The sequence below is a fragment of the Streptomyces sp. NPDC002680 genome, from assembly GCF_042889145.1.
GTDB lineage: Bacteria > Actinomycetota > Actinomycetes > Streptomycetales > Streptomycetaceae > Streptomyces > Streptomyces adonidis.
Genome location: NZ_JBIAQP010000022.1, coordinates 219618 through 234662, shown reverse-complemented (window position 1 = coordinate 234662; position 15045 = coordinate 219618). Strand labels below are relative to the sequence as shown.

Genomic DNA, 15045 nt, shown 5'->3' with positions numbered 1-15045 from the left:
CGGACGGGCTGGAGGGTGGTGGCCGGGTGGGTGGGAAAGGCCGCGCTGAACGCGCTCGTCCTCAAACGCCGAACGGGCTGAAATGCCCCGGCCGCCCTCAGACGCCGGAGGTGTTCGGGGTTGGGAGGTAGGGGGACGTTGACGGGAGGCCCAGGTCTGAGGGGAGTAGGGACGCTACCCAGCAGTCTCGGCGTACTCCCTTGTTGTTGATTGCTGAGCGGAGGGTGCCTTCCAGCGTGAAGCCTGCTCGTTCTGCCGCTGCTCGGGAGGGGGTGTTGCCCACCTCCGCTCGCCATTCCACCCGGTCCACCGAGAGGTGGGTGAAGGCCCAGTGGGAGGCTTTGGTTGTGGCTTCTGTGATGTAGCCGTTGCCTCGGTGGGTCTTGGTGGCCCAGAAGCCGATCTCGGCCACTCCCAGGGACCGCATCGTCAGGGCGAGCATGCCCACCAGCTCCTCCCCTTCGGGGAGGAAGAGGCCGAAGGTGAACATCGAGCCGTCCGCCCAGCCGTCGGGTACCAGCTGGGTGGTGAAGCTGTGGGCGTGCTCGGGGAGGTAGGGCGACGGGATCGTCGTCCAGCGCTGGATGTCTGCGTCCTGCACCGCGGCGTACACGGCGTCCGTGTCGAGCGGTCCGACCGTGCGCAGGAGCAGGCGGGCCGTGGTGAGCGTGACGGGGTCCATCGGCCGATTCTGCTCGGGGGAGGATCAGGGCGCCATCCCTTTTGCCGTGCGTGGGTTCGTGATCACAATTCGTGCAATTCGTGGGTGGGGCGCGGCACCATCCGTGACTCCCGGCCGTTCTCCTTATGGCTGTCCTACCGGCAGGCCTCCCGGCTGGGCGGGGTCCTCGCATACGATGGCCGTCGCTCAGTTAAGACAATGGAAACCGACCGTCCTAGGCCCGACCGGCAAGGAGACCAACCCCCGTGTCCGTCCTCTCGAAGATCATGCGTGCAGGCGAAGGCAAAATCCTGCGCAAGCTGCACCGCATCGCGGACCAGGTCAACTCCATCGAAGAGGACTTTGTCGACCTCTCCGACGCCGAGCTGCGGGCCCTCACCGATGAGTACAAGCAGCGGTACGCCGACGGTGAGAGTCTGGACGACCTGTTGCCCGAAGCCTTCGCCACCGTGCGCGAGGCCGCCAAGCGTGCCCTCGGCCAGCGTCACTACGACGTGCAGATCATGGGTGGCGCAGCCCTCCACCTCGGCTATGTCGCCGAGATGAAGACGGGTGAGGGCAAGACCCTGGTCGGCACCCTGCCCACGTATCTGAACGCCCTCTCCGGGGACGGCGTTCACCTCATCACGGTCAACGACTACCTGGCCGAGCGCGACTCCGAGATGATGGGTCGCGTCCACAAGTTCCTGGGGCTGACCGTCGGCTGCATCCTCGCCAACATGACGCCGGCCCAGCGGCGTGAGCAATACAACTGCGACATCACGTACGGCACGAACAACGAGTTCGGCTTCGACTACCTGCGCGACAACATGGCGTGGTCCAAGGACGAACTCGTCCAGCGTGGTCACAACTTCGCCGTGGTCGACGAGGTCGACTCGATCCTCATCGACGAGGCCCGTACGCCGCTGATCATCTCCGGCCCGGCCGACCAGGCCACCAAGTGGTACGGCGACTTCGCCAAGCTGGTCACGCGCCTCAAGCGCGGCGAGACGGGCAACCCCCTCAAGGGCATCGAGGAGACCGGCGACTACGACGTCGACGAGAAGAAGCGCACGGTCGCCATCCACGAGTCGGGTGTCGCCAAGGTCGAGGACTGGCTGGGCATCGACAACCTGTACGAGTCGGTGAACACGCCGCTGGTGGGCTACCTGAACAACGCCATCAAGGCCAAGGAGCTTTTCAAGAACGACAAGGACTACGTCGTCATCGACGGCGAAGTCATGATCGTCGACGAGCACACCGGCCGTATCCTTGCCGGCCGCCGCTACAACGAGGGCATGCACCAGGCGATCGAGGCGAAGGAAGGGGTGGACATCAAGGACGAGAACCAGACCCTTGCGACCATCACTCTCCAGAACTTCTTCCGTCTCTACGAGAAGCTCTCCGGTATGACCGGTACGGCCATGACGGAGGCCGCCGAGTTCCACCAGATCTACAAGCTCGGTGTCGTCCCGATCCCGACCAACCGCGACATGGTCCGCAAGGACCAGTCCGACCTGATCTACCGCACCGAGGTCGCGAAGTTCGAGGCGGTCGTCGACGACATCGCCGAGAAGCACGAGAAGGGTCAGCCGATCCTGGTCGGCACGACCTCCGTGGAGAAGTCCGAGTACCTCTCGCAGCAGCTCTCCAAGCGCGGCATCCAGCACGAAGTGCTGAACGCCAAGCAGCACGACCGGGAGGCGACCATCGTCGCCCAGGCCGGCCGCAAGGGCGCCGTCACGGTCGCCACGAACATGGCCGGCCGTGGTACGGACATCAAGCTCGGCGGCAACCCGGACGACCTCGCCGAGGCTGATCTGCGCCAGCGCGGCCTCGACCCCGAGGAGCACATCGAGGAGTGGGCCGCGGCCCTGCCGGCCGCCCTGGAGCGGGCCGAGAAGGCAGTCAAGGCCGAGTTCGAAGAGGTCAAGGACCTCGGCGGGCTCTATGTCCTCGGCACCGAGCGGCACGAGTCCCGGCGGATCGACAACCAGCTGCGCGGTCGTTCCGGACGTCAGGGCGACCCCGGCGAGTCCAGGTTCTACCTCTCCCTCGGCGACGACCTCATGCGGCTGTTCAAGGCCCAGATGGTCGAGCGCGTCATGTCGATGGCGAACGTTCCGGACGACGTACCGATCGAGAACAAGATGGTCACCCGTGCCATCGCCTCCGCCCAGTCGCAGGTCGAGACGCAGAACTTCGAGACGCGTAAGAACGTCCTCAAGTACGACGAGGTCCTCAACCGGCAGCGCGAGGTCATCTACGGCGAGCGTCGCCGCGTCCTGGAGGGCGAGGACCTGCACGAGCAGGTCCAGCACTTCATGGACGACACCATCGACGCGTACATCGGCGCCGAGACCGCCGAGGGCTTCGCCGAGGAGTGGGACCTGGACCGGCTGTGGGGCGCGTTCAAGCAGCTCTACCCGGTGAAGGTCACCGTCGACGAGCTGGAGGAGGCGGCCGGCGACCGCGCCGGGCTGACCGCCGAGTTCATCTCCGAGTCGATCAAGGACGACATCCACGACCAGTACGCGTCGCGCGAGGAGCAGCTCGGCTCCGAGATCATGCGTGAGCTGGAGCGCCGGGTCGTGCTGTCGGTCCTCGACCGCAAGTGGCGCGAGCACCTCTACGAGATGGACTATCTCCAGGAGGGCATCGGTCTGCGCGCCATGGCGCAGAAGGACCCGCTGGTCGAGTACCAGCGCGAGGGCTTCGACATGTTCACCGCCATGATGGAGGGCATCAAGGAGGAGTCCGTCGGCTACCTGTTCAACCTGGAGGTCCAGGTCGAGCAGCAGGTCGAGGAGGTCCCGGTCGCGGACGCCAAGCCGTCGCTGGACAAGGGCGTCGAGGACTCGGTGCCGGCGCAGGCGAGCGCCGGTTCCCGGCCGGAGATCCGGGCCAAGGGGCTCGACGCTCCGCAGCGGCCGGACCGGCTGCACTTCTCCGCGCCTACCGTGGACGGCGAGGGTGGCGTCGTCGAGGGCGACCTCGTCGGGGACGACGACGAGGTGCGGTCCGAGGCGGACGGGCTCACGCGCGCGGAGCGGCGCAAGCAGCAGCGGAGTGGGCGGCGGCGTAAGAAGTGACCTGTGAGACGTAAGCAGTGAGTGCGTTGTACTCGCTGTGTGAAGGGCCGGGCATCCGATGAGGGTGGCCGGCCCTTCTGCTTTGCGGGCGCTCAGTCGTCCGTGTGCGGCCTTCGGGGGCCGCCCAGTTCCACCGCCGTGCAGCGCCAGCGGAAGTCGTGGCCCAGTTCCAGGCGGAAGGCCATCGCGCGGAGCTGGTCGCCGGCGCCGATGCGGGCGAAGGCCTCCAGGGCGCCCTGGCTGGGTTCGTAGTAGCCGACGTCGCGGACCACGGGGCGGGTGCCGCGGGTGCGCAGGGGGCCGCGTTCCGCGAGCCAGGCCAGTTCGTCGTAGGCGCGGCCCACGGTGTGGCGGAGCATGCTGTGGACCGGGCGTTCGCCGCTCAGGACGGCCAGGAGGCGGTCGGCGAAGAGGTCGGTGGGGCGGGGCTGCGGGAGAGGCCTGGGTGCCAGGTGGGGCGCCTGGTGGGGCCTCTGGTGGGGCTGGACGGGCTTCTGGAGGGGGCGCTGGGGTGTCGTGTGCTGTCCCTGGGCGGGGACCCTGGGCTCGGCGTGGGTTTCGGTGGGGGTGGTGGCCTCGGGGACGGGTGTACGGGGGGTGCCGCCGCCCGGGGTGGTGCGGTGCGGGGCGCTGCCGGGGCGGCGGGTGTCGCGCCGTACCGGCGGGCGGGACGGGGTACGGCGGACCGTCCTTGTCATCACCTTGTTCATGGAATGTCCCCGTTTCCTGGGGCCCGGGTGGGTACCGGGCGGTAACTTTCTGGTGGGGATCTTGTACGGGGAGTGATCGGCTGGGTGCAAGCAGGGAGAGGCCCCGGTTCGGGGGGCTCCGAGGTTCACTTATCAGAGTGGTTCTCGGCGAGGAAAGGCCTGGTGGGGGTGGGGTGTGGGGGTGAATTTCGGGGAGCGGGGTGGACGCTGGGAGAGGCCTGGGCGGGGACTCGAAAGGGGACGCCCCGACGTATTCTGAGGGTCTTCCCGGGTCGTACGGGAGGGTCCCGGCTGCTGGTTTCCGGTTGCTCGTTCCGGTGCTGGTTCCGGTCACGGAAACGCCCACTACGAAAGCGGTCAGTCATGCGCGTCTACGTCCCTCTGACCCTCCCTGGCCTTGCCGAGGCGTACAAGACGGGTGAGTTGGGGGCGGGGCCGTTCGTCGCGTACGCCGTCACGCCCGCGTTGCGTGAGTGGTATCTGTCCGACGACATCGAGGAGTTGGAGTACGCGGCGTTGAATCGGGCCGCGCTCGCTTCTCTGCGGTTGCTGGCGATGGAGCCGAGGGTGGTGCGGCGGCGGGTGGTTGTCGCGCTGGACGTCGCGGACGGGGTGGCGGTTGCCGACCCCGATCGGGGGCTTGATCCGGGGGCGTTGGGTGAGGTGCGGGTCGGTGGGGCTGTTTCCTTGGGGAAGGCTGCGGCTGTGCATGTCGATTCCGGGGAGGCGGAGGGGGATGTCTCTGCGGCTGCGGATGCGTTGGGGGCGGCGGATCGGGGGGATGACGATGCGCAGTTCGTCGTGGACGGGGCGGAGGATCATGAGCTGCTTTGGTATGCCACGCAGGAGATTCCGAACCTTGTGGGGTTGTTGGGGTGAGGTGTGAGGGGGTGGTTTTTTCGCCCCCGCCGCCCCTACCCGTCCCATCCCGTTCCTGGGGGCTGCGCCCCCAGACCCCCCTTTCGGCCTGAACGGCCTCGTCCTCAAACGCCGGACGGGCTGGGTGGTGCTGGCCGTCGCTGGGGAGGGCGGGGGCGGGTGGGTGGGAAGGTCGCGCTGGACGCGCTCGTCCTCAAACGCCGGACGGGCTGAAAGATCCAGCCCCGGACGGGCTGAAGGTGCCTGGGCCTGCGTTCGAATGGGCTCTGTCAGTGGTGCGGGGTACGTTCTTCGTATGGGGAAGTACGGAGTGGCGCACATCGTGTGGGACTGGAACGGGACCCTGTTTCATGACACCGATGCCGTCATAGGAGCGACCAACGCGGCCTTCGGGGAGCTGGGGCTGGAGCCCATCACGCTGGAGCAGTACCGGGAGCTGTACTGCGTACCCGTGCCGCGGTTCTACGAGCGGCTGCTCGGGCGGCTGCCCACCGAGGCCGAGTGGGCTGTCATGGATGACATCTTTCATCGGTACTACGCGGAGCATCGCGTGGCTTGTGAGCTGGCCGTGGGGGCGCGGGATCTGCTGGCCGGGTGGCAGTCGGCCGGGCGCAGTCAGTCCATTCTGAGTATGTATGGGCATGACGAACTTGTTCCGCTGGTCAGAGGGTTTGGGATCGAGGCTCACTTCCTGCGTGTTGACGGGCGGACCGGGCCTTCCGGCGGCAGCAAGGCCGAGCACATGGTGCGTCATCTCGGTGCGCTCACCGGTGTCGAGGCCGCGCGCACCGTGGTGATCGGGGATGCCGCCGACGATGCGATCGCCGCCCGGCATGTGGGTGCGTTGGCTGTGCTCTACACCGGTGGGTCCCATGGGCGGGCCAGTCTTGAAGCGGTGGGTGTGCCTGTGGTGGACAGTCTGGAGGAGGCCGTCGCGGAGGCCGAGCGGTTGGCCGCTTAGGGCGGTCTGCGCAGTCGTCCGGGGGTGTTTCGGGCGTTCCCCTTCTCCCACTGTTCAGAATGTCAAACTTCCCGGCCTGCTTTTGTACACAAATGGCTCATGACGTGGCCCCCGTCATGAGCGATAGCCTGGTGGCGTGATCAGCGCGATACGTCGCGGGGGCGTTCCTGCCCCTGCCCTGCGCCCGGAGTGCACGGACCACATCCGTGCCCGGGCGGTGATCGCTGGTCGGCGCGGGCGGGACGGAACCCCGAGGGTTCCCAGGACGCCGTACGCATCCCATGGACCGGCGTTGCCGAGAGCAGCGTCACACTCCGTCGGGGTGCCGAGAATGGCCGATAACCCCCCGCTCTTCCCACCCTGCGGCATAGCGTCGGAACTGACCGGAGACCCCGCGTCGTGGCGTTGTGCCGGAGAGGGAGACCTACTTCCTTCTACGTCACGCAACGACGCGCGACAGGAGCCAGAGGACAATGCAGACCAAGCTGGACGAAGCCAAGGCCGAGCTGCTCGAGAGGGCCGCCCGGGTAGCTGAGAACAGCCCGGTCGGGGGGCACCTACCGACTGGGACGACACGTGCAACCACACCCGGCGGAGACCCCGGCACCCCGGACCACGACACCGTGCTCGCGTTCCTCCAGCGCTACTACCTGCACACGGCCCCGGAGGACCTCGCCGACCGCGACCCGGTCGACGTCTTCGGCGCCGCCTTCTCGCACTACCGGCTGGGCGGGACCCGGCCGCAGGGCACGGCGAGCGTGCGGGTGCACACCCCGACCGTCGAGGAGAACCAGTGGCAGTGCAGCCACTCCGTCGTCGAGGTCGTCACCGATGACATGCCTTTCCTTGTCGACTCGGTCACCAACGAACTGTCCCGGCAGGGACGCGGCATCCATCTCGTCGTCCATCCGCAGTTCGTCGTACGACGGGACCTCACCGGCAAGCTCGTCGAGGTGCTGCCCGCCCAGGTGGCAGGCAGTGACCTGCCGCACGACGCTCATGTCGAGTCGTGGATCCATGTCGAGATCGACCGTGAGACCGACCGCGCCGATCTGAAGCAGATCACCAACGACCTGCTGCGCGTCCTGTCCGACACCCGTGAGGCCGTCGAGGACTGGGAGAAGATGCGCGACTCCGCGCTGCGCATCGCCGAGGAGCTGCCCAAGGAGCCCACCGCCGACGACCTGGTCGACCAGGACGTCGAGGAGGCGCGCGAGCTGCTGCGCTGGCTCGCGGACGACCACTTCACCTTCCTCGGCTACCGCGAGTACGAGCTGCGTGAGGATGACTCGCTGGCCGCGGTGGCGGGTACCGGGCTCGGCATTCTGCGGTCCGATCCGCACCACTCCGAGCAGGAGGGCCATCCGGTCAGCCCCTCCTTCGAGCGGCTGCCCGCCGACGCCCGCGCCAAGGCCCGCGAGCACAAGCTTCTTGTCCTGACCAAGGCCAACAGTCGGGCGACCGTGCATCGGCCGTCCTATCTCGACTACGTCGGGGTCAAGAAGTTCGACGAGAACGGTGAGGTCGTCGGTGAGCGGCGGTTCCTGGGGCTGTTCTCCTCCGCCGCCTACACCGAGTCCGTGCGCCGGGTGCCCGTCGTCCGCCGCAAGGTCGACGAGGTGCTGCGGGGCGCCGGGTTCTCGCCCAACAGCCATGACGGGCGCGACCTCCTCCAGATCATGGAGACCTATCCGCGCGACGAGCTGTTCCAGACTCCGCCCGATGAGCTCCGGTCGATCGTCACGTCCGTTCTCTACCTTCAGGAGCGGCGGCGGCTGCGGCTCTATCTGCGCCAGGACGAGTACGGGCGCTACTACTCCGCCCTCGTCTATCTGCCGCGTGACCGGTACACCACCGGCGTACGGCTGCGGATCATCGACATCCTGAAGGAGGAACTCGGCGGTACCAGCGTCGACTTCACCGCCTGGAACACCGAGTCGATTCTGTCGCGGCTGCACTTCGTCGTGCGGGTTCCGCAGGGCACCGAACTGCCGCAGCTCTCCGACCGGGACAAGGAACGCATCGAGGCGCGGCTCGTCGAGGCCGCCCGGTCCTGGGCCGACGCCTTCGCCGAGGCCCTCAACGCCGAGTGCGGCGAGGAGCGCGCCGCCGAACTGCTGCGCCGGTACGGGAACGCCTTCCCCGAGGGCTACAAGGCCGACCACACTCCACGCGCCGCCGTGGCCGACCTCGTCCACCTCGAAAAGCTGGGCGTCGGCACGAACTTCGCACTGAGCCTGTACGAGCCGGTGGGCGCCGCGCCCGGTGAGCGCCGGTTCAAGATCTACCGCACCGGCGAGTCCGTCTCGCTCTCCGCCGTGCTCCCCGTCCTCAACCGGCTCGGCGTCGAGGTGATCGACGAGCGGCCGTACGAGCTGCGCTGCGCGGACCGGACCACCGCCTGGATCTACGACTTCGGGCTCCGCCTGCCCAAGTCGCTGAGCGGCGGCGGGGATTATCTCGGGGACGACGGCCGCGAGCGTTTCCAGGAGGCTTTCTCGGCCACCTGGACCGGACAGGCCGAGAACGACGGCTTCAACGCGCTGGTGCTGAGCGCGGGCCTCGACTGGCGCCAGGCGCTGGTGCTGCGGGCGTACGCCAAGTACCTGCGGCAGGCCGGCTCCACGTTCAGCCAGGACTACATGGAGGACACCCTCCGCAACAACGTCCACACCACCCGGCTGCTCGTCTCGCTGTTCGAGGCGCGGATGTCACCGGAGCGGCAGCGGGCGGGCGTCGAGCTGACCGACGCGCTCATGGAGGAGCTGGACGCGGCCCTCGACCAGGTGGCCTCCCTCGACGAGGACCGCATCCTGCGATCCTTCCTGACCGTCATCAAGGCGACCCTGCGGACGAACTTCTACCAGGAGAGCGCGGGCGGCAAGCCGCACGACTACGTCTCCATGAAGTTCGACCCGCAGGCCATCCCGGACCTGCCGGCGCCGCGTCCGGCGTACGAGATCTGGGTCTACTCGCCGAAGGTGGAAGGCGTCCATCTGCGGTTCGGGAAGGTCGCGCGCGGTGGGCTGCGCTGGTCGGACCGGCGGGAGGACTTCCGTACGGAGATCCTCGGGCTGGTCAAGGCGCAGATGGTGAAGAACACCGTCATCGTGCCGGTCGGCGCCAAGGGCGGCTTCGTCGCCAAGCAGCTGCCCGATCCGGCCGTGGACCGGGACGCGTGGCTCGCCGAGGGGGTCCGCAGCTACAAGACGTTCATCTCGGCGCTCCTCGACATCACCGACAACCTGGTGGCCGGCGAGGTCGTGCCGCCCGCCGACGTCGTACGGCACGACGAGGACGACACCTATCTCGTCGTCGCCGCCGACAAGGGCACGGCGACCTTCTCGGACATCGCCAACGAGGTCGCCCAGGCGTACAACTTCTGGCTCGGGGACGCCTTCGCGTCGGGTGGCTCGGCCGGGTACGACCACAAGGGCATGGGCATCACCGCGCGGGGCGCCTGGGAGTCCGTCAAGCGGCACTTCCGTGAGCTGGGCGTCAACACGCAGAGCGAGGACTTCACCGTCGTGGGTGTCGGTGACATGAGCGGTGACGTGTTCGGGAATGGGATGTTGCTGAGCGAGCACATCCGGCTCGTTGCCGCCTTCGACCACCGGCACATCTTCATCGATCCGAATCCGGACGCGGCCACCTCGTACGCGGAGCGGCGGCGGCTGTTCGAGCTGCCGAGGTCGAGCTGGGCGGAGTACGACAGCAAGCTGATCTCGGCCGGGGGCGGCATCTTCCCCCGAACCGCCAAGGCCATCCCGGTCAACTCGCACATCCGCGAGGCGCTCGGCATCGAGGCGGGCGTCGCCAAGATGACACCGGCCGACCTGATGAAGGCGATCCTCCAGGCACCGGTCGACCTGCTGTGGAACGGCGGCATCGGCACGTACGTCAAGTCGAGTACGGAGTCCCACGCCGACGTCGGTGACAAGGCCAACGACGCCATCCGCGTCGACGGCGGCGACCTGCGCGTCAAGGTCGTTGGCGAGGGCGGCAACCTCGGGCTCACCCAGCTCGGGCGGATCGAGTTCGCGCAGACCGGCGGGAAGATCAACACCGACGCCATCGACAACAGCGCGGGCGTGGACACCTCCGACCACGAGGTGAACATCAAGATCCTGCTCAACTCCCTTGTCGCGGAAGGCGACATGACCGTCAAGCAGCGCAACACGCTGCTGGCGAAGATGACCGACGAGGTCGGCAAGCTCGTCCTGCGCAACAACTACGCGCAGAACACGGCCATCGCCAACGCCCTCGCCCAGTCCAAGGACATGCTCCACGCCCAGCAGCGCTTCATGCGCCACCTGGTCAGGGAGGGGCACCTGGACCGGGCGCTCGAATTCCTGCCGACCGACCGGCAGATCCGCGAACGGCTCGGCGGCGGACAGGGGTTGACCGGTCCGGAGACGGCCGTGCTCCTCGCGTACACGAAGATCACCGTCGCGGACGAGCTGCTGCGCACCTCGCTCCCCGAAGACCCGTATCTGCGCCGCCTGTTGGACGCCTACTTCCCGAGCGCGCTGCGCAAGAAGTTCCCCGAGCAGATCGACGGGCACGCGCTGCGCCGCGAGATCATCACGACGGTCCTCGTCAACGACACGGTCAACACGGGCGGTACGAGCTTCCTGCACCGGCTGCGCGAGGAGACCGGCGCCTCGCTGGAGGAGGTGGTGCGGGCCCAGACCGCGGCCCGCGCGATCTTCAACTCCAGCGCGGTGTGGGACGGGGTCGAGGCGCTCGACAACACGGTCGAGGCCGCCGTCCAGACCCGGATCCGCCTCCACTCGCGGCGACTTGTCGAGCGCGGCACCCGCTGGCTGCTCAACAACCGGCCCCAGCCGCTCCAACTCACGGAGACCATCGAGTTCTTCGGCGAGCGGGTCGGCCAAGTCTGGTCCCAGCTGCCCAAGTTGCTGCGCGGCGCGGATCTCGACTGGTACCAGAAGATCTACGACGAGCTGACGGGCGCCGGCGTCCCCGACGCCCTCGCCACCCGGGTCGCGGGCTTCTCGTCCGCCTTCCCGACGCTGGACATCGTCTCGGTCGCCGACCGGATGGGCCGTAAGCCGATGGACGTCGCCGAGGTGTACTACGACCTCGCCGACCGGCTCCACATCACCCAGCTGATGGACCGCATCATCGAGCTGCCGCGCGCCGACCGCTGGCAGTCCATGGCCCGCGCCTCCATCCGCGAGGACCTGTACGCGGCCCACTCGGCGCTCACGGCGGACGTCCTCGCGGTCGGCAACGGCTCGTCGACGCCCGAGCAGCGCTTCAAGGCGTGGGAGGAGAAGAACGCGGCGATCCTGGGCCGGGCGCGCACGACCCTGGACGAGATCCAGACCTCGGACGCCTTCGACCTGGCGAACCTGTCGGTCGCGATGCGCACGATGCGGACGCTGCTGCGGACGCATTCGTAGGCGGTACGCATGTACGGGGGTGCCCCGGGCCGTGACGGCTCGGGGCACCCCCGTTTTTCTTGACAACTGTTGGAGAAAAGCAGACGGGGAATTTACCCTTTCCTGCTAGTCCGAGCGCCTCGGATAAAGTCGCGGGCGTGAGTGTGAATGTCTCCGAGAACCCGATTTCGGATCCTGCCCGGCCGGTGCGGCGCGTAATCCTCGAAGCGGTGAAATTCGGGGCCGTCGGCGGCAGCGGTGTGCTGGTGAACTTCCTGTTCTTCAACCTGCTGCTGCACGGGCTCGGTTGGCGGGCGATGACGGCGACCGTGTTGGCCAGCCTGATCGCCATGGGCAGTAACTACCTGGGTTTCCGGTATTTCACGTACCGGGACAGGGCCTCGCGGACCAGGCAGCAGATCGTGCTGTTCTTCGTGTTCAGCGCGATCGGCATCGCGATGGAGAGCGGGCTGTTCTACATCGGTTATCACGGCCTGGGGCTGCACGGGCCGGTCGAGTCGAATGCCGTGAAGGGCGTCTCGATCGTGCTGGCTTCCGGGTTCAGGTTCCTTGTTTATCGGACGTGGGTTTTCCGCCACTAGGCGGCTTTGGCCGGACGGTTCGTGAAGGCCTCGTACTCCTTCAGTACGTCGTCGGTCGGGCCGTCCATGCGGAGTTCGCCGCGCTCCAGCCACAGGACGCGGTCGCAGGTGTCCCGGATCGACTTGTTGTTGTGGCTGACCAGGAACACCGTGCCCGCGTGCTTGCGCAGCTCGCGGATGCGTTCCTCGGAGCGCTGCTGGAACGAGCGGTCGCCGGTCGCCAGCGCCTCGTCGATCAGCAGGACGTCGTGGTCCTTGGCGGCGGCGATCGAGAAGCGCAGCCGGGCACCCATGCCGGAGGAGTACGTGCGCATGGGGAGAGTGATGAAGTCGTCCTTCTCGTTGATCCCGGAGAAGTCGACGATGCCCTGGTAGCGCTCCTTGATCTGCTCCCGGGACATGCCCATCGCGAGACCGCCGAGATAGACGTTGCGCTCACCCGTCAGGTCGCCCATCAGGGCCGCGTTGACGCCGAGGAGCGAGGGCTGGCCGTCGGTGTAGATGCGGCCGTGCTCCACGGGGAGGAGGCCCGCGACCGCCTTGAGCAGCGTGGACTTGCCGGAGCCGTTGGTGCCGATCAGGCCGATGGCCTCGCCGCGGTAGGCGACGAAGGAGACGCTCTTGACGGCGTGCACCTTGCGCACCCCGGCCGCCTTCTCGCTCTGCTTGCGCCGCAGCATCCGGTTGAGCGCGGCGGTCGCGGTGCCGCGTCCGGCGCCCGTGCCGTTGACCCGGTAGACGATGTCGACGTGGTCGGCGACGACGGTGGGGATCTGCTCGTCCGGGTTCGCGGTCTGCTTCTCGGTCTGCTCGGCGTTCGTGTTCGGGTTCGTGTTCGGGTTCTCAGCCACGGCCGTACGTCTCCTCAGCCTTCCAGAAGTAGATGAAGCCGCCGACGCCGACGAGCAGCGCCCAGCCGGTCGCGATCGGCCAGACGTGCGCCGGCAGCTGGCTGGAGTGGTAGCTGTCGATCAGCGCGAAGCGCATCAGGTCGATGTAGATCGCCGCCGGGTTGGTCTCCAGAAGCACCGACACCACGTGCGGCAGGTTGTCCTTCGTGGCCAGCTTGTCGATGCTCCACATGACCCCGGACACGTACATCCAGGTGCGCAGCACGAACGGCATCAGCTGGGCGATGTCCGGAGTGGAGGCCCCCATCCGCGCCATGATCATCGACACGCCCGCGTTGAACACGAACTGGAGTGCCAGGGCGGGGATGACCAGCAGCCAGGAGACGCTGATCGGGATGCCGAAGCAGAGCAGGATCACGATCAGCGCCGCCATCGAGAACAGCAGCTGCTGGAGCTGCTGGAGGCAGAAGGAGATCGGCAGGGCCGCGCGCGGGAAGTGCAGGGCCCGTACGAGGCCGAGGTTGCCGGCGATGGCGCGGGTGCCCGCCATGATCGAGCTCTGCGTGAACGTCCAGATGAACACGCCCGTGACCAGGAACGGGATGTAGTCCGGCACGCCGTGCTTGGTGCCCAGCAGGACGCCGAAGATGAAGTAGTAGACCGCCGCGTTGAGCAGCGGGGTCATCACCTGCCAGACCTGCCCGAGCTTCGCCTGGCTGTACTGGGCGGTCAGCTTGGCGGTGGCGAACGCGGTGATGAAGTGGCGCCGCGCCCAGAGCTGGCGGACGTACACCGGCAGGGTCGGGCGGGCCCCGCTGACCGAGAGACCGTGTCGGAGGGCGTACGCCGATAGTTCGCCCTCGGGCGGGGCGACCGGTGCCGCGGGAGGCGTGGACTGGGGCGGTGTGTGGAGGACCTGGCTCACATCCGCTGCTTTCGCTTGGGGGAGTGGGGGTGGAGAGGGGGCTGTCTTACGCGTTTCTTGCCAAACTCTTACGTCGGGACGGGACCGTATCGTCGTAACGGGAGCGTATTCCGATTCGGCGTCGGAACGCAACCGTTTCGTCGTGACGCCCCTATGCTGGTCCGTATGACGACGAACGCCGACGAGCCCGGGACCGCACCGGCGCGGACCCGCCGCCGGGCCCCTGCCGGGGCCGCCGTACTGCGGGAGGATGTGACCGAGGCCATTCGCGCGGCCGTGTTCGAGGAGCTGGCGGCCGTCGGATACGCCCGGATGTCCATCGAGGGCATCGCGCGGCGGGCGGGCGTCGGCAAGACGGCGGTGTACCGGCGCTGGCGTTCGAAGCTGCACCTGGTGCTCGACCTGGTCTCGGCGATCGCGGTGCAGGGGCTGCCGGCGCCGGACACGGGCACGCTGGAGGGTGATCTGCGGCTGCTGTACGAGCTGACGTCCCGTGCCCTGCGCCACCCGGTGGCCTCGCAGATCATCCCGGACCTCCAGGCGGAGGCGGCCCGTAACCCCGAGATCGCCGACGCCATGCAGAAGGCGCTGCGGGAGGGGCAGGAAGGCGTCGCGAGCGGGATCGTGGCGGCGGCGGAGGCGAGGGGCGAGGTCCGCTCGGGCATCGACGCCGATCTGGCCCTCGATCTGATCTCGGGGCCGCTCTACTGGCGCTCGGTGGTGATCCGTAGCCCGAAGCTGCCGAAGGGGTATCTGGGGTCGCTGGCGCGGGCGACGACGGCGGCGCTGAAGGCGCTGTGACGGAACCACGCGACGGCGGAACGGGGGCGGGGGGGGGGCGGGGGGGCCCCCCCCCCCCCCGGCCCCCCCGGGGTGAGGCCGGGGGGGGCGGCCCCCCCCCCCGCAGCCCGGGCGCCCCCCCCCCCCCCCGCGCCCCCCCCCCCCCCCCCCCGGGG

Annotated in this window: 10 protein-coding genes; 6 read left to right on the top strand and 4 right to left on the bottom strand. The window is 68.2% G+C overall.

The window, feature by feature from the left end; genetic code table 11:
- Positions 1–97: 97 nt before the first annotated feature.
- Entirely contained in the window at positions 98–682 is a 585-nt protein-coding gene (locus ACFYXF_RS43350; RefSeq protein WP_389358247.1) for a GNAT family N-acetyltransferase, read from the bottom strand.
- A 245-nt stretch (positions 683–927) separates the two neighbouring features.
- Here ACFYXF_RS43350 and secA point away from each other — a divergent pair, with 245 nt between their 5' ends.
- Entirely contained in the window at positions 928–3753 is a 2826-nt protein-coding gene (gene secA / locus ACFYXF_RS43345) for a preprotein translocase subunit SecA (protein WP_389358245.1), read from the top strand.
- A gap of 92 nt (positions 3754–3845) precedes the next feature.
- Here secA and ACFYXF_RS43340 read toward each other — a convergent pair whose 3' ends face one another.
- Complete coding sequence (locus ACFYXF_RS43340; protein ID WP_389358243.1) at positions 3846–4463, bottom strand: Rv3235 family protein; 618 nt, start codon at positions 4461–4463, stop codon at positions 3846–3848.
- Between the two features lie 363 nt (positions 4464–4826).
- Here ACFYXF_RS43340 and ACFYXF_RS43335 point away from each other — a divergent pair, with 363 nt between their 5' ends.
- The 4 genes from ACFYXF_RS43335 to ACFYXF_RS43320 all read left to right on the top strand — a co-directional run bounded on the left by ACFYXF_RS43335 (position 4827) and on the right by ACFYXF_RS43320 (position 12313).
- Positions 4827–5342 (top strand): DUF6912 family protein, encoded by a 516-nt coding sequence (locus ACFYXF_RS43335; RefSeq protein WP_389358241.1) that lies wholly within the window; start codon positions 4827–4829, stop codon positions 5340–5342.
- Positions 5343–5637: 295 nt separating this feature from the next.
- A complete protein-coding gene (locus tag ACFYXF_RS43330) occupies positions 5638–6303 on the top strand; it encodes an HAD family hydrolase (protein WP_389358239.1) in 666 nt (221 codons plus the stop codon).
- Positions 6304–6776: 473 nt separating this feature from the next.
- On the top strand, positions 6777–11732 hold the full coding sequence (locus ACFYXF_RS43325) for an NAD-glutamate dehydrogenase (protein ID WP_389358237.1): 4956 nt from the start codon (positions 6777–6779) through the stop codon (positions 11730–11732).
- Positions 11733–11869: 137 nt separating this feature from the next.
- Positions 11870–12313 carry a GtrA family protein gene (locus ACFYXF_RS43320; protein ID WP_369037042.1) on the top strand — a complete coding sequence of 148 codons (444 nt, stop codon included), beginning with the start codon at positions 11870–11872 and terminating at the stop codon, positions 12311–12313.
- Here ACFYXF_RS43320 and ACFYXF_RS43315 read toward each other — a convergent pair.
- Both ACFYXF_RS43315 and ACFYXF_RS43310 read right to left on the bottom strand, forming a co-directional pair.
- Entirely contained in the window at positions 12310–13164 is an 855-nt protein-coding gene (locus tag ACFYXF_RS43315; protein WP_389358235.1) for an ABC transporter ATP-binding protein, read from the bottom strand. The two genes, ACFYXF_RS43320 and ACFYXF_RS43315, sit on opposite strands and share 4 nt — an antisense overlap.
- Positions 13157–14089, bottom strand: coding sequence for an ABC transporter permease (locus ACFYXF_RS43310; protein ID WP_389358233.1), 933 nt, complete (start codon positions 14087–14089; stop codon positions 13157–13159). Before ACFYXF_RS43310 ends, ACFYXF_RS43315 begins: the two co-directional genes overlap by 8 nt.
- A 165-nt stretch (positions 14090–14254) precedes the next feature.
- Between ACFYXF_RS43310 and ACFYXF_RS43305 the strand changes: the two genes are divergently transcribed.
- On the top strand, positions 14255–14890 hold the full coding sequence (locus ACFYXF_RS43305) for a TetR/AcrR family transcriptional regulator (protein ID WP_389358231.1): 636 nt from the start codon (positions 14255–14257) through the stop codon (positions 14888–14890).
- Positions 14891–15045 lie beyond the last annotated feature (155 nt).